The following is a 19,518-nucleotide window of genomic DNA, read 5'->3' as shown; positions in this document are numbered from 1 at the left end:
GTCGAACTGAGGGAGCGGCGACTACGGTTAATGCAGTTAGTGTCAGGAAACCATGAATAAGGAATCGTATCAGATGAAATTTCGCGTTATTGCCTGTGGCCTGCTGGCCGGTTTTGTTGCTTCTTCTGCCCTGGCGGATGCTTCCAGCGATCTGCAGCAGCGCCTTAATAAAGTGAACAGCTTCCATGCCAGCTTCAGTCAGAAGGTGACTGACGGTAGCGGCGCAAATGTGCAGGACGGCGAAGGCGAACTGTGGGTAAAACGTCCGAGCCTGTTTAACTGGCACATGACTGCACCGGACGAAAGCGTGATTATCTCCGACGGTAAAAATCTGTGGTTCTATAATCCTTTTGTGGAACAGGCGAGCGTTAGCCTGCTGCAGAATGCCACCAGCAACACGCCGTTTATGCTGATTGCGCGTAACCAGCCCTCTGACTGGCAGCAGTACAACATTAAGCAGCAGGGGGATAATTTTGAGCTGACGCCTAAAAGCAGCGATGGCAACCTGAAACAGTTCACCATCAATGTCACTTCCGCAGGCACCATCAATCAGTTCAGCGCGATCGAGCAGGATGGACAGCGCAGCAGCTATCAGCTGAAGAGCCAGAAAAACGGCGCTATCAGCCCGGATAAATTCACCTTTACGCCGCCAAAAGGGGTAACGGTGGACGATCAACGTCAGTGAGGTGAGGGTGAGTAACCTGTCGCTGGATTTTGCACCGTCAAATGAGTTCAGACCGCTGGCTGCGCGTATGCGGCCAGCGACGCTGCAGCAATATATTGGTCAGCAGCATCTGCTCGCGCCCGGCAAACCGTTGCCGCGCGCTATTGAGGCAGGTCAGCTGCACTCCATGATCTTATGGGGACCGCCGGGTACCGGTAAAACCACGCTGGCGGAGATCATTGCGCATTACGGCAAAGCTGACGTCGAACGCATTTCGGCGGTGACTTCCGGCGTTAAAGAGATCCGCGAGGCCATTGAGCGCGCGCGGCAGAATCGCCAGGTGGGGCGTCGCACTATTCTGTTTGTTGATGAGGTGCATCGCTTCAACAAGAGCCAGCAGGATGCGTTTCTGCCACACATTGAAGACGGCACCATCACCTTCATTGGCGCAACCACGGAAAATCCCTCCTTTGAACTGAACTCGGCACTGCTGTCGCGCGCCCGCGTTTACCTGCTTAAATCGCTGACCAGCGCGGATATTGAACAGGTGCTGGATCAGGCGATGCAGGATAAAACGCGTGGTTACGGCGACAGCGATATTCTGTTACCGGACAATACCCGGCGCATGATCGCTGAACTGGTCAATGGTGATGCACGACGCGCACTGAATACGCTGGAAATGATGGCCGATATGGCTGAGCTCAATGCGCAGGGACAGCGGGAGCTAACGCCACAGCTGCTGAATGAAGTGTCGGGTGAACGCGCGGCGCGTTTCGATAACAAAGGCGACCGCTTTTACGACCTCATCTCGGCACTGCACAAATCGGTTCGCGGTTCAGCCCCGGATGCGGCGCTTTACTGGTACGCGCGCATCATCACTGCCGGTGGCGATCCGCTGTACGTGGCGCGGCGACTGCTGGCCATTGCTTCGGAGGATGTCGGTAATGCCGATCCGCGCGCGATGCAGGTAGCGATTGCCGCGTGGGACTGTTTTACCCGCGTCGGGCCTGCGGAAGGGGAACGTGCAATTGCCCAGGCAATTGTTTATCTGGCCTGTGCGCCAAAAAGCAATGCTGTTTATACCGCCTTCAAAGCGGCGATGCGTGATGCCCGTGAGTTCCCGGATTACGATGTGCCGGAACATCTGCGCAATGCACCGACGAAGCTGATGAAAGAGATGGGCCTCGGCAAAGAGTACCGTTACGCGCATGACGAACCCAATGCCTATGCGGCCGGCGAGGTGTTTTTCCCGCCGGAAATGGCGCAGACGCGCTACTATCAACCCACCAATCGTGGCCTTGAAAGCAAGATCGGTGAAAAACTCGCCTGGCTTGCTGAACAGGATCAAAATAGCCCGATAAAACGCTACCGCTGATAAACGCGTTACGGTAAGGTGAGCAAGGATTTCAATGCATTCCAGTGGAATGCATCCCTCCATTCGTTCAATCAACCTTTTATTACACAGGATAAGCATGCTCGATCCCAATCTGCTGCGTAATGAGCCAGACGCAGTCGCAGAAAAACTGGCACGCCGGGGATTTAAACTGGATGTGGATACGCTGCGCTCCCTCGAAGAGCGTCGTAAGGTGTTGCAGGTAGAAACTGAAAACCTGCAGGCTGAGCGTAACTCCCGCTCCAAATCCATCGGTCAGGCCAAAGCACGTGGGGAAGATATCGAGCCGCTGCGTCAGGAAGTGAACGCGCTGGGCGAACGCCTGGATGCGGCGAAAGCAGAGCTGGATACCCTGCAGAACGAAATTCGTGACTTTGCGCTTGCGCTGCCGAACCTGCCGGCCGACGAAGTGCCGCTGGGTAAAGATGACAGCGAAAACCAGGAAGTGAGCCGCTGGGGCCAGCCGCGCCAGTTCGATTTCCCGGTGAAAGACCATGTTGAACTGGGTGAAGCGGTCAAAGGGCTGGATTTCGCCTCGGCGGTGAAACTGACCGGTTCGCGCTTTATCGTGATGCAGGGCCAGATTGCCCGTCTGCATCGCGCGCTGAGCCAGTTCATGATCGATCTGCACAGCCAGCAGCATGGTTATCTGGAAACCTACGTGCCGTATCTGGTGAACCACGAGACGCTGTACGGTACTGGTCAGTTACCAAAATTTGGTGAGGATCTGTTCCATACCAAACCGCTGGGCGAAGAAGCAGGCAGCAGTAACTATGCGCTGATCCCGACCGCCGAAGTGCCGCTGACTAACCTGGTGCGCGATGAGATCGTTGAAGAGGAATCTCTGCCGATCAAACTCACTGCCCACACGCCTTGCTTCCGTTCCGAAGCCGGTTCTTATGGACGCGACACGCGCGGTTTGATCCGTATGCACCAGTTCGACAAAGTGGAGATGGTGCAGATCGTCGCACCGGAAACCTCCATGGACGCGCTGGAAGAGCTGGTCGGCCATGCGGAGAAAGTCCTGCAGCTGCTGAACCTGCCGTACCGTAAAGTGCTGCTGTGCACTGGTGACATGGGCTTCGGCTCAGCCAAAACCTATGACCTGGAAGTCTGGCTGCCGGCACAGGACACCTACCGTGAAATCTCCTCCTGCTCGAATATGTGGGATTTCCAGGCGCGCCGCATGCAGGCTCGCTGCCGCAGCAAAACGGACAAAAAACCGCGTCTGGTGCACACGCTGAATGGTTCAGGCCTGGCGGTGGGGCGTACGCTGGTGGCCGTGCTGGAAAACTATCAGCAGGCGGATGGTCGCATTGCGGTGCCGGACGTGCTGCGCCCGTATATGAGCGGGCTGGAATATATCGGCTAATTTGCACTCATGCACAAACCCGGCTCAGGCCGGGTTTTTTATTTGTTAAGCGCATCAGCCATTATTTTTTAACCGGAATTAATCAGAAATAAACGTTATCGTCATGGCTGCGCGTCAAACCATCAAAAATGTATAAATTCATGTAGATAGATTCAGACATAAGGCCTTTCTGTAGTCCTGTAACCCGCTGAAGATAAAAATAATAAATTGTTCAGCAGCAAAATGTGCGGCGCTGTTTTTTTGCACATTGACTTTGCCATCGCCAATGGCAAACTGCGCGCAAATCTGTTCATTTCTTTTGGTTTTATTCCCTATGTCAACCTGGTCGCGCCCCGTCCTGCTGCTGCTTTGCGGCTTAATGCTGATGACGGTGTCTATTGCTGTGCTTAATACGCTGGTGCCGCTGTGGCTCACCCACGATCAACTGCCGACCTGGCAGGTGGGCATGGCGAGCTCTGCTTATTACACTGGTAACTTACTGGGCACCTTGCTGGCGGGCTGGTTGATTAATCGCTATGGCTTTAACCGCTGCTTTTACCTTGCCAGCGTACTGTTTGCGCTGGCAACCATGGGCATGGTGCTGCTGGACGGCTTCTACAGCTGGACGCTGCTGCGCTTCACCGCAGGCGTGGGCTGTGCACTGATTTGGGTGGTGGTTGAGAGCGCTTTATTGTGCAGCGGTACCGTGCGCAATCGCGGTCAGCTGCTGGCCGCTTACATGATCATTTACTACCTCGGCACCGTTGCCGGTCAGCTGCTGGTGAGCCGTGTCTCGACAGAGCTGCTGCACGTCATTCCCTGGGTGAGCGCGCTGATCGTCTGTGCCGTACTGCCCGTAGTGTTTGTGCAGGTCAACGCCGGTGCGGCTACTGAAGAAGCTTCAACCGGGCGGATCTGGAGCATGCTGCGCCGCCGCAGCTCGCGGTTGGGTATCAACGGCTGCATTATCTCCGGTATTGTGCTCGGTTCGCTCTACGGCCTGATGCCGCTTTATCTTTCGCATCAGGGTATGAGCGATGCCACCGTGGGTTACTGGATGGCGCTGCTGGTCAGTGCCGGGATTGTCGGTCAGTGGCCGGTAGGACGTCTTGCCGACCGCTTTGGTCGCCTGATGGTGCTGCGCGTGCAGGTATTCGTGGTGATTCTGGGTGCGATTGCTATGCTGAGCGGAACGGCAATGGCACCGGCACTGTTTGTGCTGGGGCTGGCTGGCTTTACGCTTTATCCGGTGGCGATGTCCTGGGCGTGTGAAACGGTGGCGCATCATGAACTGGTGGCGATGAATCAGGCGCTGCTGTTCAGTTATACCGTTGGCAGTCTGGTCGGGCCGGGGATGACCGCGATGCTGATGCAGAACTATTCCGATCGCCTGCTGTTTGTGATGATTGCGGTGGTGGCGCTGGTCTATCTGGTGATGCTGCTGCGTAAAGCCGATCAGCACGCAACACCGGTGGCGCATGCCTGATGGCGGTGCTTAAACGGGACATTCGCAACCTGTCGCAAATGTCCCGGCGGTAACCCCTCTGTTTCTTGCCGGCGAGGCTTTAGCTACAGGCCAACCGTCTTAATACATGACGTTATGGCCGTAACCGGCAAGAATATTTTTCACCCGCTCCATGGTCTCTTTCGTTGGCGGCTTCACGCCTTCCAGCTTGTACTCTTCACCCATCGCAATCCATTTATGCTTGCCGAGTTCGTGATAAGGCAGCAGCTCGATCTTCTCAATGTTAGTCATGTCTTTAGTAAATTCACCGAGGCGATGTACCGAATCGTCATCGTCCGAATAACCCGGCACCACCACATAGCGAATCCAGGTCCTTTTACCGCGCTTTTGCAGATAGCGGGCGAAATCCAGCGTGCGGTGGTTTGACACGCCGACCAGAATCTCATGAATATCATCGTTGATCTGCTTGAGATCGAGCATCACCAGGTCAGTTGCATCAAGCAGTTCATCGATTACCGGATCGTAACGGCGCACAAAGCCGTTGGTGTCGAGGCAGGTATGGATGCCCTCGGCCTGGCAGGCGCGAAACCAGTCGCGCACAAATTCAGCCTGCAGAATGGCTTCACCGCCGGATGCTGTCACGCCGCCACCAGACGCATTCATAAAGTGGCGATACGACAGCACATCCCTCATCAGCTCATCGACGGTGATCTCCTTACCGCCGTGAGTGTCCCAGGTATCGCGGTTGTGGCAGTACAGGCAGCGCATCAGGCAGCCCTGGAAGAAGGTGATAAAACGGATGCCGGGACCGTCAACGGTGCCGCAGGATTCAAACGAGTGGATACGACCGATGGTTGACATTGCGATGTATTCTCCGGTTCAGCCTGGCGCGCAGGCGGCACAATCTGTGTTGTGCTCTGGGGATGTAAGTCGGTTTTGCCAGACTGCCTGCAAAAGCAGACTGGCAAAACAGGCTTGTGGAGAAAAGGCTCCCGCAGGAGCCTTTCGATTACAGTGAGGAGGATTACAGCGACTGAGTAAAGGTACGGGTAATCACATCCTGCTGCTGCTCTTTCGTCAGCGAGTTGAAACGTACGGCATAACCGGAAACGCGGATGGTCAGCTGTGGATATTTTTCAGGGTGCTCCATGGCATCCAGCAGCATTTCACGGTTCATGACGTTGACGTTCAGGTGCTGGCCGCCCTCGATACTGGCTTCGTGGTGGAAGTAACCATCCATCAGGCCAGCAAGGTTGGTTTTACGCACGTTATCATCTTTGCCCAGCGCATTCGGTACGATAGAGAAGGTATAAGAGATACCGTCTTTGGCGTAGGCAAATGGCAGTTTGGCCACGGAAGTCAGTGAAGCGACAGCACCTTTCTGGTCACGGCCATGCATTGGGTTGGCACCGGGGCCAAATGGCGCACCGGAGCGACGACCATCCGGGGTGTTACCGGTTTTCTTACCGTATACCACGTTGGAGGTGATGGTCAGTACCGACTGCGTTGGCACCGCATTACGGTAGGTCTGCAGTTTCTGAATTTTCTTCATGAAACGTTCGACCAGGTCACAGGCCAGGTCATCCACGCGCGGGTCGTTGTTACCGAACTGCGGATATTCACCTTCAATTTCGAAGTCAACTGCCAGACCATCGGCGTCACGGACCGGTTTCACTTTGGCATATTTAATCGCTGAAAGTGAGTCCGCGGCGACAGACAGGCCTGCGATACCACACGCCATGGTACGATAAACGTCACGGTCGTGCAGTGCCATCAGCGCGGCTTCATAACTGTACTTATCATGCATGTAGTGGATGATGTTGAGTGACGTGACGTACTGTTTTGCCAGCCAGTCCATGAAGTGGTCCAGACGCGCCATCACGGTGTCATAATCCAGCACATCATCAGTGATTGGCGCTTCTTTCGGGCCGACCTGCATTTTCAGCTTCTCGTCCACACCGCCGTTGATTGCGTACAGCAGTGTTTTAGCCAGGTTGGCACGTGCGCCGAAGAACTGCATTTGTTTACCGACAATCATCGGGCTCACGCAGCAGGCGATGGCGTAGTCATCATTGTCAAAGTCCGGACGCATCAGGTCATCGTTCTCATACTGCAGCGATGAGGTGTCGATGGAGACTTTTGCCGCATACTTTTTGAAGTTAACCGGCAGTTTCTCAGACCACAGGATGGTCATGTTTGGTTCCGGTGATGGACCCATGGTGTACAGCGTGTTCAGGAAGCGGAAGGTGCTTTTCGTCACCAGCGTACGACCGTCAACGCCCATACCAGCCAGTGATTCAGTGGCCCAGATTGGGTCGCCAGAGAACAGCTCATCGTATTCCGGCGTACGCAGGAAGCGCACCATACGCAATTTCATCACCAGATGGTCAATCAGCTCCTGCGCCTGCTCTTCGCTCAGTTTACCGGCTTTGATATCGCGCTCGATGTAAACGTCGAGGAAAGTGGACACGCGACCAAACGACATCGCGGCACCGTTTTGTGATTTCACTGCTGCGAGGTAACCGAAGTAGGTCCACTGTACTGCTTCCTGCGCGGTGGTGGCTGGCAGAGAGATATCAAAGCCATATTTGGCGGCCATCTCTTTGATCTGGCCCAGTGCGCGGTGCTGTTCAGAAATCTCTTCACGCAGGCGAATGGTGGCTTCGAGATCAACGCCATTTTCCATGTCACTCTGCAGTGAGTTGAACTGAGCCACTTTGTCTTTCATCAGGAAGTCGATGCCGTACAGCGCGACGCGACGGTAGTCACCGATAATACGACCGCGGCCATACGCATCTGGCAGACCGGTCAGCACGCCGGATTTACGGCAGCGCAGGATATCCGGGGTGTAAACGTCAAACACGCCCTGGTTGTGGGTTTTGCGGTAATCGGTGAAAACTTTCTTCAGCGCCGGGTCCAGCTCGCGGCCGTAAACTTTACAGGAGCCTTCCACCATTTTGATGCCGCCAAACGGGATAATGGCGCGTTTCAGCGGGGCTTCAGTCTGCAGACCAACGATGGTTTCCAGCGATTTGTTAATATAGCCCGCATCGTGTGAGGTGATGGTAGACGCTAAATCAGTGTCGAAATCAACCGGTGCATGGGTACGGTTTTCAATTTTGATGCCTTCCAGCACGCTGTCCCACAGTTTGGTGGTGGCTGGCGTCGCGCCGGCGAGGAATGCTTCGTCACCTTCATACGGCGTGTAGTTTTTTTGGATGAAGTCACGGACGTTGACGCTGTTCTGCCATTCACCGGCGCTAAATCCTTCCCAGGCTGACGCCATTTTTTCATTCAGTTCGGACATGATATACCTGCCTTATTTAGGGAGACTGTAACGTATGGCGCGCTGCTCAGCACGCCCGTACTTAATGACTCAGTGCGCGGACTCACCGTCGCGCAGATAGATAACCCAATAGGTCAACCCGACTAACAGACCGCCGCCAATGATGTTGCCGATGGTTACGGGAATCAGGTTATTAACAATAAAATCGCCAATGCCCAGTGCAGGAAATTGCGCCGCGCTGGCACCGGTCATCTGCCAGAATTCCGGGCTGGCAAAATCGCGAATCATGATGGCCATCGGGATCAGGAACATATTGGCGATGCTATGCTCAAAGCCGCTGGCTACGAACATCGCAACCGGTAAAATCATCGCCACCATTTTGTCGAGCAGGCTGCGGCCGGAGTAGCTCATCCACACCGCCAGACACACCATCAGGTTAGCCAGTGTACCGAGGCTTACCGCTTCGATAAACGTATGATGCATTTTGTGGTCGGCGGTCTGTAAAACATTCAATCCCCAGGCACCATTTGCGACCATATGCTCACCGGCCAGCCAAATCAGCGCCACAAAAAACAGCGCGCCGCACAGGTTGCCAACGTAGACATTGAGCCAGTGACGACCCAGTTGCAGCCAGGTAATGCGTCCGCTGGCTTTTGCCACCACGATCAGCACCGTTGAAGTAAACAAATCAGCGCCGCAGACCACCACCAGCATCAAACCCAGTGAGAAGCAGATGCCACCGATCAATTTGGACATGCCGTACGGCATAGTGCCGCTGCCGGTGGTGGCGGTGATATAAAACACAAAGGCAATGGAAATAAAGACGCCAGCAGTGATAGCCAGAAAGAAGGTGGTTAAGGGATGTTTCGTCGCTTTATAGACACCGGCATCTTCTGCGACTTTTGCCATCGCCGCCGGTAATAATGAATTAAAAGGGTTGTCAGCTTTCACACTAACGCTCTCCAGAAATTGTCTGTAGAGATACTAACAAAGGAGTATAGGTCAGGAGTTGATGTGGATCATATTTGCCGAAACGGCAGGGTTAAGCAAAGCCGCAAAATGGCCAAAAATTCAGTTAAGCTATTGAAATTAATTCAATAAATAATTTTTAATTTATGCAAAATAAGTTGAAAGTGCGGCTGGCTTCAGCACTATTTTGTTAAATGCTGTTTATCAATGATAGTGAATTGTTATTTATTATTTTCTGCGCCTGATGAATTTTCAGCGGCATAAAAAAGGGCACTGGATACTGCCAGTGCCCGTTAATTTTCAGGCTAATTGGTCGCAGAAAAAATGCGCCGATTTATTTCGCAGACCAGTAACGACGTTTTGCCGCCTGTAATTTTTCATACGCGGCCAGCAGTGCCTGATGCGCCGGGAACGCGTGCAGATCGCGGTCAACCACCTGCAGACCGTAGAACGGTGCCTCACCGCTGATGGCAGCCGAAGCGGCGTCGACGGCGGCTTCGCCATACATGCGCACAAAGGCGCGATGATACTGCAGCGGATCGCGATCTTCTTCCATCGCCAGCAGCAGCAGAGTCTGCAGGCAGCGATAGTAATTGGCACGCTCAGGGCTGAAGATCGACTGGTTGAACTCCATGGTCCATTCCGTCCAGATCAGCGCCTGATCCAAATCGCCACCGGCCAGCGCCAGCATCGCTTTCAGCTCGCCAATACGCAGCGTGAACCAGCCGTTGTCTTTGCCGGTCGCCAGCCCCAGCAGTTCACGCACGCGGGTGAAGTCATCATGACCTTCTTCATCCAGCTGTTCGATCAGAGCCAGATACTCCTCGGGTTGCCACTGGGTTGCCGGCAGGGACAACAGCGTTTCACGCAGTGATGCTCCCATGTTGTTATTCGCCAGCAGCAGGTCTTCGGCAGGGTAAATATCAGACATGCCCGGCACGATAATGCGGCAGGCGTAAACGTCCAGATGTTCGTAGTCGGCGATATACACTTCTTTATCTTCCGCACGGAAGATCGCCATTAGCGTATCGAACTCTTCATGGGTGGCGCCGGCAAAGCTCCAGTCGACAAAGGGATAGTCGGCATCGTCTTTGAACATATCCCAGGAGATCAGACCGCTGGAATCAATGAAGTGGGTTTCAAGGTTAGCGTGTTCGGCCACTTCTTCATCATCGAAGGTGGGCGGGGTAAACACGTCGAGATCTTTCAGGCCGCGGCCCTGCAGCAGTTCGGTGACGGTACGTTCCAGCGCGACACCAAAGTCCGGATGGGCACCAAAAGAGGCAAAGCAGGTGCCGTTAGCCGGGTTGAACAGCACCACACAGATCACCGGATAGTTGCCGCCCAGCGAAGCGTCATAGGAGAAAATCGGGAAACCTTCCGCTTCAAGACGATTGATGGCCTCCACCACGCCAGGATAGCGCTGCATCACCGCTTCAGGAATTTCCGGCAGGCTGATGGATTCCGCGATAATGCGGTTTTTAATATGGCGCTCAAACACTTCGGATAAGCCCTGTACGCGCGCTTCATTGGCGGTGTTGCCAGCGGACATGCCGTTAGACACATACAGGTTGCCGATGATGTTCATCGGAATATAAACGGTTTGCTGATCGGACTGGCGGGTAAATGGCAGGCCGCAGATACCGCGATCGGCATTACCAGACTGCAGATCCACCAGGTCGGACGCGCTCAGGCTCTGTTCCGGATCGTAAAACTTACGCAGGCGTGCATCCAGAATGCCTTCCGGCAGGCTGTCATCGTCGGTCAGCGGGAACCATTTCTCGTTCGGGTAGTGCACGAAGTCGCCGTTAGCGATGGTTTCGCCCAGCCAGAAATCGGCAAAGAAGTAGTTGGTTGAGAGGCGCTCAAAATATTCGCCCAGCGCTGAGGCCAGCGCCGCTTTTTTACTGGCGCCTTTACCGTTAGTAAAACAGAGCGGGCAGTCGCGGTCGCGAATGTGCACTGACCAGACGTGCGGCACCGGGTTCAGCCAGGAAGCTTCTTCAATGTTGAAACCCAGATCCTGCAGTTTCTGCTGGAAGCGTGCGATGGAGTCTTCCAGTGCGGCGTCTTTACCTGGAATAAACGTTTGCGTCATGGTGGCGCTCTCTCAAGTCGATGGTTGGGCGTAAAGCGCGCAATAATACGGGTTTTGCGCCTGCTTCGCTATTGCTCCGCCAAATTTCTCAACGCATTGTTACGGCTTTTTCGCGCTCTGGCAGCTGTCTGATTTTACTTCACCGCACTGCCTCACAAAATTCCGTGGCTTATTACATTTGTGACATAAGCTGCGGTGGAGCGGGCTCTGGAAATGTGATCGCTGCCGGATAAATGATTGCAGCCATCCGGAGGCAATGATAAAACCGATGGGGTATTCATAACCGTTCGATATGACAATGGTGAGGGGAAATGGCGCAGGTTTATAATTTTAGCTCCGGACCGGCAATGCTGCCGGTGGAAGTGCTTCGTCGTGCAGAACAAGAACTGACAAACTGGCATGGCTTAGGCACCTCGGTGATGGAAATCAGTCACCGCAGCAAAGAGTTTATTGAAGTCGCGGAAGCGGCGGAGCAGGATTTTCGCGATCTGCTGAAAATCCCGGCCAACTACAAAGTATTATTCTGCCATGGCGGCGCGCGTGCGCAGTTCGCGGCAATCCCGGGCAATCTACTGGGCGATGCCAGCCGCGCGGATTACATCGACGGCGGCTACTGGGCGCACAGTGCTATTAAAGAAGCAGAAAAATTCTGCTCGCCGAACGCCATTGACATCAAAACCACCCGTGAGGGTAAACGCGCACTGTTACCGATGCGTGAATGGCAGCTCAGCGATGATGCGGCTTATGTGCACTTCTGTCCGAATGAAACCATTGATGGTATTGCCATCGATGAAGAGCCAGACTTCGGCGATAAAGTGGTGGTGGCCGATCTCTCTTCGACCATCCTGTCCCGCCCGCTCGACATCAGCCGCTACGGCGTGATTTATGCCGGCGCGCAGAAGAACATCGGTCCCGCTGGCCTGACGCTGGTGGTAGTGCGTGATGACCTGCTGGGCAAAGCGCAGCGCTGGGTGCCCTCCATTCTCGACTACAAAGTGCTGGCCGAAAACGATTCGATGTTTAACACGCCGCCGACGTTTGCCTGGTATCTCTCCGGCCTGGTGTTCAAATGGCTGAAAGAGAAGGGCGGTGTAGCGGAGATGGACAAGGTTAATCAGGCGAAAGCCGATCTGCTGTACGGCGTGATTGATAGCAGCAGCTTCTACCGTAACGACGTCGCCAGTGAAAACCGTTCCCGGATGAATGTGCCTTTCCAGCTGGCCGATGCTGCGCTGGATAAGGTGTTTCTTGAAGAATCACTGAAGGCGGGCCTGCATGCGCTGAAGGGGCACCGTGTGGTTGGCGGTATGCGTGCCTCGATCTACAATGCGATGCCGCTGGAAGGCGTTAAAGCGCTGACCGAATTCATGGTCGACTTCGAACGTCGTCACGGTTAATTATCTACTTTAGTGCCAGCCTGCTGGCTGGCATCAGACCCTGTCACTGGACAGGGTCTCGTATTTCTGGAGATTTGGTTTCACATGCAGGACTCCCTGACTTTACAGCCGATTGCCCGCGTTGACGGCACGGTAAACTTACCGGGCTCAAAAAGCGTATCAAACCGCGCCCTGTTACTGGCCGCGCTGGCGAACGGCACCACGCGCCTGACCAACCTGCTCGACAGCGATGATGTTAAACACATGCTTAATGCGCTGCAGGCGCTGGGTGTCAGCTATACCCTGTCAGCCGATCGCACCGTGTGTGAAGTGGTCGGCAACGGTGGACCGCTGCGTGCCGAACAGCCGCTGGAATTGTTCCTGGGCAATGCCGGAACCGCGATGCGTCCGCTGGCGGCCGCACTGTGCCTCGACGAGCAGTCGGTGGTGCTGACCGGCGAACCGCGCATGAAAGAGCGTCCTATCGGCCATCTGGTCGATGCGTTACGGCAGGGCGGCGCGCGCATTGATTACCTCGAACAAACCGACTATCCGCCGCTGCGTCTGAACGGCGGATTTACCGGCGGCGAAGTCAGTGTCGATGGCAGCGTTTCCAGCCAGTTCCTGACGGCGCTGTTGATGACCGCACCGCTGGCACAGAACGACACCACGATCACCATTAAAGGCGAGCTGGTTTCCAAACCCTACATTGATATCACCCTGCATCTGATGCGTTGCTTTGGCGTGGACGTTGATAATCAGCACTACCAGCGCTTTGTGGTGAAAGGTCAGCAGCAGTATCAGTCGCCAGGTGATTATCTGGTGGAAGGCGATGCGTCGTCAGCGTCCTATTTCCTTGCCGCTGCGGCAATCAGAGGCGGTACGGTGCGGGTTACCGGCATTGGCCGCAACAGTGTGCAGGGCGACATCCGTTTTGCCGATGTGCTGGAGAAAATGGGAGCGGTGATTGAGTGGGGCGACGATTATATTGCCTGCACGCGCGGTGCGCTGAACGCCATTGATATGGACATGAACCATATTCCGGATGCGGCAATGACAATCGCTACCACCGCGCTGTTTGCCGAAGGCACCACGCTGATGCGCAACATCTATAACTGGCGCGTAAAGGAGACCGATCGTCTGGCGGCCATGGCGACCGAGTTGCGTAAAGTTGGTGCGGAAGTGGAAGAGGGGCACGATTTTATTCGCGTCACACCGCCTGCGCAGTTACAGCACGCCGATATCGGCACGTACAACGATCACCGTATGGCGATGTGTTTCTCGCTGGTTGCGCTGTCCGACACGCCGGTAACCATTCTCGATCCCGGCTGTACGGCAAAAACCTTCCCGGATTACTTCCAGCAGTTGGCAAAAATCAGCCACGCATCCTAATCCGCCCGCCCGGTACCGCCGTGCCGGGCTTCTGAACCCTCTGCTGGCCTCACTGGCAGGAAATTGTTCTGAAACTGTCGAAATTTCTGGCGCTGTCTACGCTAAAGGGTAACCAAGCGGACGCGGGCAGCGTATAATGCCGCGCAATCCAGACAGCCAAGAAGGCTGATCATCAGCACGCAGCAACAGGAGAGAACAATGACGGCAATCGCCCCGGTAATTACCATTGATGGCCCAAGCGGCGCGGGTAAAGGGACTTTATGTAAAGCGATGGCGGAGTCGTTGCAGTGGCACCTGCTGGATTCAGGGGCTATTTATCGCGTACTGGCTCTGGCCGCGCTGCATCATCAGGTGGATATCGAGTCGGAAGAAGCGCTGGTGCCCATGGCGGCGCACCTTGACGTGCGTTTTCTGTCGGTAGACGGTGAAATGCAGGTAGTGCTGGAAGGTGAGGATGTCACCGGCGAAATCCGCACCCAGGAAGTGAGCAATACGGCGTCGCGCGTGGCGGCATTTCCGCGCGTGCGTGAAGCCTTGCTGCGCCGACAGCGTGCTTTTCGCGAGGAGCCGGGTTTAATCGCCGATGGACGTGATATGGGCACCGTGGTTTTCCCGGACGCGCCCGTTAAAATTTTCCTCGATGCCAGCTCCGAAGAGCGTGCGCATCGCCGTATGCTACAGTTGCAGGAAAAGGGCTTTAGTGTTAACTTTGATCGCCTTTTATCCGAGATAAAGGAACGCGACGACCGCGATCGTAACCGCGCCATCGCGCCTTTAGTGCCAGCCGCTGATGCTCTGGTGCTGGATTCAACCAGCATGACCATTGAGCAAGTGATTGAAAAGGCACTAGATTATGCCCGCCAGAAGCTGGGCATTTAATATTTTCGGCGACCGAATTGTAGTAACCCTGTGCCAGGGAAGCGGTGCAGGGCATGTGAAACAACCCCATCCGACAATGACGTCAGGTGGACGTTAAATTGAAGAATCCTAAGATTATCAATATGACTGAATCTTTTGCTCAACTCTTTGAAGAGTCCCTGAAAGAAATCGAAACCCGTCCGGGTTCCATCGTTCGTGGCGTCGTTGTTGCTATCGACAAAGACGTCGTGCTGGTTGATGCGGGTCTGAAATCTGAATCTGCTATCCCTGCAGAACAGTTCAAGAACGCAGCTGGCGAACTGGAAATCCAGGTGGGCGACGAAGTTGACGTTGCTCTGGATGCAGTAGAAGACGGCTTCGGTGAAACCCTGCTGTCCCGTGAGAAAGCTAAACGTCACGAAGCTTGGATCACGCTGGAAAAAGCTTACGAAGACGCTGAAACTGTTACCGGTGTTATCAACGGCAAAGTTAAAGGTGGCTTCACAGTTGAGCTGAACGGTATTCGTGCGTTCCTGCCAGGTTCACTGGTTGACGTTCGTCCGGTCCGCGACACTCTGCACCTGGAAGGCAAAGAGCTTGAATTCAAAGTAATCAAGCTTGATCAGAAGCGTAACAACGTCGTGGTTTCTCGCCGCGCGGTTATCGAATCTGAAAACAGCGCTGAGCGCGATCAGCTGCTGGAAAACCTGCAGGAAGGCATGGAAGTCAAAGGTATCGTTAAGAACCTCACTGACTACGGCGCATTCGTTGACCTGGGTGGCGTTGACGGTCTGCTGCACATCACCGATATGGCGTGGAAGCGCGTTAAGCATCCAAGCGAAATCGTCAACGTGGGCGACGAAATCACTGTTAAAGTGCTGAAGTTCGACCGCGAGCGTACTCGTGTATCTCTGGGCCTGAAACAGCTGGGCGAAGATCCATGGGTTGCTATCGCTAAGCGTTATCCGGAAGGTACCAAACTGACCGGTCGCGTGACCAACCTGACTGACTACGGCTGCTTCGTTGAAATCGAAGAAGGCGTTGAAGGCCTGGTACACGTGTCTGAAATGGACTGGACCAACAAAAACATCCACCCATCTAAAGTTGTCAACGTAGGTGATGTGGTTGAAGTTATGGTTCTGGACATCGACGAAGAGCGTCGTCGTATCTCCCTGGGTCTGAAGCAGTGCAAATCTAACCCATGGCAGCAGTTCGCAGAGACCCACAACAAAGGCGATCGCGTTGAAGGTAAAATCAAGTCAATCACTGACTTCGGTATCTTCATCGGCCTGGACGGTGGCATCGACGGTCTGGTTCACCTGTCTGACATCTCTTGGAACGCGACTGGCGAAGAAGCCGTTCGTGAGTACAAGAAAGGCGACGAAATCGCTGCCGTTGTACTGCAGGTTGACGCAGAGCGTGAGCGTATTTCTCTGGGCGTGAAGCAGCTGGCTGAAGATCCATTCAACAACTACATCACCCTGAACAAGAAAGGCGCAATCGTGACGGGTAAAGTCACTGCAGTTGACGCTAAAGGTGCTACAGTAGAATTAGCTGACGGCGTAGAAGGTTACCTGCGCGCTTCTGAAGCTTCTCTGGACCGCATCGAAGACGCCACTCAGGTTCTGAGCGTAGGCGACGACGTTGAAGCGAAATTCACCGGCGTTGACCGTAAGAACCGCGTTGTGAGCCTGTCTGTTCGTGCTAAAGACCAGGCTGACGAGAAAGAAGCTATCAACACTGTTAACACCAAACAGGAAGATGGCAACTTCTCTAACGCAATGGCTGAAGCGTTCAAAGCGGCTAAAGGCGAGTAATCGACCCGAAGCACCGGACGATGAAAATCGTCCGGTTTCGGTAAAAGCTGTCATACCTTTCCAAACAGGGATTAACCGGAGGTTACATGACCAAGTCAGAACTGATTGAAAGACTTGCTGGCCAGCATACTCATATCCCGGCGAAAGTCGTTGAGGATGCGGTCAAAGAGATGCTCGAGCACATGGCCACTACGCTGGCCCAGGGCGAGCGCATTGAAATCCGGGGATTCGGCAGCTTTTCTTTGCACTACCGCGCACCGCGCACTGGTCGTAACCCGAAAACGGGTGACAAAGTGGAACTGGAAGGTAAATACGTTCCCCACTTCAAGCCAGGCAAAGAATTGCGTGACCGTGCAAATATCTACGGCTAAGCCGTTACCGAACGATAAAAACGACACCTGCAGGTGTCGTTTTTTTTTTGCCTCGCATTCAGGTTTGCGATCCTGCTTCCATGTTGCTGTTCATTTCCTGCAACCACCATAAACTGCGCGTAATCCCTCTCTGAAATCGACATTTAGCCGCATGCTTTTGCCTCTGCCAGCGCGCACAATCCGCGGCAATGACAGAAGAGGGCGTGCGCGTGACAATAACAGTGGTAGCCAGAATGATGCTCCTCGCGGCGCTGCCGCTGGGTATGCTGCCGCACATCCCCGCTTACAGCACCATTGTGCTGCTGTTAATAAGCGCACTGTTGCTGGCGTGTACGTCAGTAATGCTTTTACGCTACGCCGGACTGGGCTTGCTGCTATTGAGCTGGGCACTGATCGAGGCGCGTCAGACGGTCGATACCCTTGAGCAACTGACCGTGGCACCGGTGGCGGCTACGCTTCAGATAACTGCAGTGAATCTCGCGAAGAACCAGCTCACGGCGCAGGTAATCCGGGCAGGTGACCGCTACGTCTTTCCACCGTTGTTTGTCAGGCTGCGTAATGTCAGCGATGAGGTCGTCTGGTGTGCGGGACAGCGCTGGCAGATGCAGCTGCGGCTACGCGCGGTGCACGCCCGGCTCAACGAGGGCGAATTTGATCTGCAGCGTTTTGCCATTGCTAACCACAGCGCGCTGCAGGGGCGTATAGTCAGCCAGCAGGCTGAGTCTCTGCGCTGCAGCTGGCGGACGCGTTTTATCAATCATCATCTGGCGCGTTTCACCGGGTTAACGCAGCCCGCGATAGTACAGGCACTGGCCTTTGGCGTGCGTGATGCGATGACCCCGGCCCAGCGAGCCTTGCTGCGCGAAACCGGTACCGCGCACCTGATGGCCATCTCCGGCATGCATATCGCGCTGGGGGCCAGCGTAGGCTGGCTACTGGCGCGCATCATTCAGTTAGTGTTACCTGCCAGGCGAATCGGCTATCTGATGCCGCTGCTGATCAGCGGGTTAACAGCGGCAGCCTATTGCTGGATCTCCGGCAGTCATCCGCCGGCACAGCGCGCGATGCTGGCGTTGACGCTGTGGCTGGCGACGCGTATAGCTGGCTGGCAGCTGAGCAACTGGCAGGTGTGGACGCTCTGCGTGGGGAGTTTGTTATGGCTTGATCCGCTGACGGTGCTGTCAGAGAGCTTCTGGCTGTCGGCGCTGGCCGTGGCGATGCTGATACTGTGGTTTCAGTGGTTTCCTATGCCGCCACGTTTCCGCCAGCCGCGTCGCTGGCTCATGCTGCGACTGCTGCACCTGCAATTGGGCATGATGATTCTGATGGCGCCGCTGCAGATCTTTTTGTTCCACGGGCTCAGCCTGAGCGCGCTAGTGGCCAACCTGCTGGCGGTGCCGGTAGTGTCGCTGATTACCGTGCCTTTGATTCTGCTAGCGATGCTGTTGCCGCTGCCTGCAATCGCCGTTCCGCTATGGCAACTGGCCGATCTGTCGGTCAGCCTGGTGATGCAAGGGCTGGCGTGGCTGCCCGCCGGCTGGTGGCGCTGGAGCGATACGCTGCCGGCGGTGCTGCTGCTCTGGGCCGGGCTGGCGCTGTGGCGCAGCGGCTTGCTCGCGAAGGCGCTGCTGCCCTGCTGCGCGCTGTTGCTCTCGCTGTGGTTCTGGCGCAGCAATGCCCAGCAGGACGACTGGCAGATTGACATGATCGATGTCGGACATGGTCTGGCGGTGGCGATCAGCCAGGGAAATGAGGTGATGCTGTATGACAGCGGACCCGGCTGGGCAGAGGACAATGCAGGCGTGCGGGTTTTGTTACCCTGGCTGCACTACACCGGGCGCCAACTGCGAGGAGTGATCCTGAGCCACAAGCATCTCGATCACCGTGGTGGATTAGCCGCGCTGCAACAGGCGCAGCCTGGTCTGCGGGTACGCAGCGCGCTTGGCGAGCCCGGGCATCTGCCGTGCTATCGCGGCCAGCAGTGGCAGTGGGGGCGTTTGCACTTTCACGCGCTATGGCCGCCGCGCGCGCAGACCGCCGGGCAAAATAACGACTCCTGCGTGGTGCGCGTGGACGATGGTCAGTTCAGCCTGTTACTGACCGGGGACATCGAGCTGGAGGCGGAGCGCAAGCTGGTCGCCCTGGAAAAGGGCGGCTTACAATCTACGGTTATCCAGGTGCCCCATCATGGCAGCCGGAGCTCCTCCGGCCCTTTACTGTTACGGAGTGTTGCCGGGCAGGCGGCGCTGGCTTCGCTGGCGCGCTATAACGCCTGGCGTATGCCCGCCGTCGCCGTGGTCCAGCGTTACCGCGAGCAGGGCTATCGCTGGTATGACACTGCGCAATCAGGCCAGATTCACATCGCGATACGGCAGGGTCGCTGGCAGATTAAGGGGTTAAGAGAGCAAATAATCCCCCGCTGGTATCATCAGTGGTTTGGCGTCAAACGCGATTCCAGGTAGAATGAGCGGCTATTTC

Annotated in this window: 14 protein-coding genes; 10 read left to right on the top strand and 4 right to left on the bottom strand. The window is 55.3% G+C overall.

Features of this window, described 5'->3' with window-relative positions:
• The first annotated feature begins 73 nt into the window (after positions 1-73).
• From lolA to AC6I8P_RS12110, 4 genes are all read left to right on the top strand, one after another.
• Positions 74-685 carry an outer membrane lipoprotein periplasmic chaperone LolA gene (gene lolA / locus AC6I8P_RS12125; protein WP_010618286.1) on the top strand — a complete coding sequence of 204 codons (612 nt, stop codon included), beginning with the start codon at positions 74-76 and terminating at the stop codon, positions 683-685.
• A gap of 7 nt (positions 686-692) precedes the next feature.
• A complete protein-coding gene (locus AC6I8P_RS12120) occupies positions 693-2,039 on the top strand; it encodes a replication-associated recombination protein A (protein ID WP_088516417.1) in 1,347 nt (448 codons plus the stop codon).
• Positions 2,040-2,136: 97 nt separating this feature from the next.
• Positions 2,137-3,429, top strand: coding sequence for a serine--tRNA ligase (gene serS, locus AC6I8P_RS12115; protein ID WP_238561021.1), 1,293 nt, complete (start codon positions 2,137-2,139; stop codon positions 3,427-3,429).
• A gap of 313 nt (positions 3,430-3,742) precedes the next feature.
• Positions 3,743-4,894 carry an MFS transporter gene (locus AC6I8P_RS12110; RefSeq protein WP_058769542.1) on the top strand — a complete coding sequence of 384 codons (1,152 nt, stop codon included), beginning with the start codon at positions 3,743-3,745 and terminating at the stop codon, positions 4,892-4,894.
• A 99-nt stretch (positions 4,895-4,993) separates the two neighbouring features.
• Here AC6I8P_RS12110 and pflA read toward each other — a convergent pair whose 3' ends face one another.
• From pflA to ycaO, 4 genes are all read right to left on the bottom strand, one after another.
• Positions 4,994-5,734 (bottom strand): pyruvate formate lyase 1-activating protein, encoded by a 741-nt coding sequence (gene pflA, locus AC6I8P_RS12105; protein ID WP_058780812.1) that lies wholly within the window; start codon positions 5,732-5,734, stop codon positions 4,994-4,996.
• 163 nt (positions 5,735-5,897) lie between these two features.
• Complete coding sequence (gene pflB / locus AC6I8P_RS12100; protein ID WP_058769544.1) at positions 5,898-8,180, bottom strand: formate C-acetyltransferase; 2,283 nt, start codon at positions 8,178-8,180, stop codon at positions 5,898-5,900.
• Positions 8,181-8,249: 69 nt separating this feature from the next.
• Positions 8,250-9,110: a formate transporter FocA gene (focA, locus tag AC6I8P_RS12095; protein ID WP_481657721.1), complete on the bottom strand. Its 861-nt coding sequence runs from the start codon at positions 9,108-9,110 to the stop codon at positions 8,250-8,252.
• 352 nt (positions 9,111-9,462) lie between these two features.
• Positions 9,463-11,226 (bottom strand): 30S ribosomal protein S12 methylthiotransferase accessory factor YcaO, encoded by a 1,764-nt coding sequence (gene ycaO, locus AC6I8P_RS12090; protein WP_058757764.1) that lies wholly within the window; start codon positions 11,224-11,226, stop codon positions 9,463-9,465.
• Positions 11,227-11,537: 311 nt separating this feature from the next.
• On the opposite strand from ycaO, the gene serC reads away from it, so the two are divergent.
• The 6 genes from serC to AC6I8P_RS12060 all read left to right on the top strand — a co-directional run bounded on the left by serC (position 11,538) and on the right by AC6I8P_RS12060 (position 19,502).
• The gene (gene serC / locus AC6I8P_RS12085) at positions 11,538-12,623 is read left to right on the top strand and encodes a 3-phosphoserine/phosphohydroxythreonine transaminase (protein ID WP_021508348.1); all 1,086 of its coding nucleotides are present in this window, start codon (positions 11,538-11,540) and stop codon (positions 12,621-12,623) included.
• Positions 12,624-12,707: 84 nt separating this feature from the next.
• Complete coding sequence (aroA, locus tag AC6I8P_RS12080; RefSeq protein ID WP_141496492.1) at positions 12,708-13,994, top strand: 3-phosphoshikimate 1-carboxyvinyltransferase; 1,287 nt, start codon at positions 12,708-12,710, stop codon at positions 13,992-13,994.
• Between the two features lie 198 nt (positions 13,995-14,192).
• Positions 14,193-14,873: a (d)CMP kinase gene (cmk, locus tag AC6I8P_RS12075; protein ID WP_021508346.1), complete on the top strand. Its 681-nt coding sequence runs from the start codon at positions 14,193-14,195 to the stop codon at positions 14,871-14,873.
• A 122-nt stretch (positions 14,874-14,995) separates the two neighbouring features.
• Complete coding sequence (gene rpsA, locus AC6I8P_RS12070; RefSeq protein ID WP_021508345.1) at positions 14,996-16,669, top strand: 30S ribosomal protein S1; 1,674 nt, start codon at positions 14,996-14,998, stop codon at positions 16,667-16,669.
• A gap of 86 nt (positions 16,670-16,755) precedes the next feature.
• Positions 16,756-17,040, top strand: coding sequence for an integration host factor subunit beta (gene ihfB, locus AC6I8P_RS12065; RefSeq protein ID WP_010618275.1), 285 nt, complete (start codon positions 16,756-16,758; stop codon positions 17,038-17,040).
• 233 nt (positions 17,041-17,273) lie between these two features.
• A complete protein-coding gene (locus tag AC6I8P_RS12060; RefSeq protein WP_481657719.1) occupies positions 17,274-19,502 on the top strand; it encodes a DNA internalization-related competence protein ComEC/Rec2 in 2,229 nt (742 codons plus the stop codon).
• The last annotated feature ends 16 nt before the right edge of the window (positions 19,503-19,518 follow it).

The organism is gamma proteobacterium symbiont of Lampromicra miyakona (genome assembly GCF_059730895.1).
This window is presented reverse-complemented; position numbering and strand designations above follow the sequence as displayed.

Coding starts and splice junctions, on each gene's coding strand:
- lolA (WP_010618286.1), top strand. CDS start 74: ATGAAATTTCGCGTTATTGCCTGTGGCCTGCTGGCCGGTTTTGTTGCT.
- serS (WP_238561021.1), top strand. CDS start 2,137: ATGCTCGATCCCAATCTGCTGCGTAATGAGCCAGACGCAGTCGCAGAA.
- cmk (WP_021508346.1), top strand. CDS start 14,193: ATGACGGCAATCGCCCCGGTAATTACCATTGATGGCCCAAGCGGCGCG.
- serC (WP_021508348.1), top strand. CDS start 11,538: ATGGCGCAGGTTTATAATTTTAGCTCCGGACCGGCAATGCTGCCGGTG.
- aroA (WP_141496492.1), top strand. CDS start 12,708: ATGCAGGACTCCCTGACTTTACAGCCGATTGCCCGCGTTGACGGCACG.
- ihfB (WP_010618275.1), top strand. CDS start 16,756: ATGACCAAGTCAGAACTGATTGAAAGACTTGCTGGCCAGCATACTCAT.
- AC6I8P_RS12060 (WP_481657719.1), top strand. CDS start 17,274: ATGATGCTCCTCGCGGCGCTGCCGCTGGGTATGCTGCCGCACATCCCC.
- ycaO (WP_058757764.1), bottom strand. CDS start 11,226: ATGACGCAAACGTTTATTCCAGGTAAAGACGCCGCACTGGAAGACTCC.
- pflB (WP_058769544.1), bottom strand. CDS start 8,180: ATGTCCGAACTGAATGAAAAAATGGCGTCAGCCTGGGAAGGATTTAGC.
- AC6I8P_RS12110 (WP_058769542.1), top strand. CDS start 3,743: ATGTCAACCTGGTCGCGCCCCGTCCTGCTGCTGCTTTGCGGCTTAATG.
- pflA (WP_058780812.1), bottom strand. CDS start 5,734: ATGTCAACCATCGGTCGTATCCACTCGTTTGAATCCTGCGGCACCGTT.
- rpsA (WP_021508345.1), top strand. CDS start 14,996: ATGACTGAATCTTTTGCTCAACTCTTTGAAGAGTCCCTGAAAGAAATC.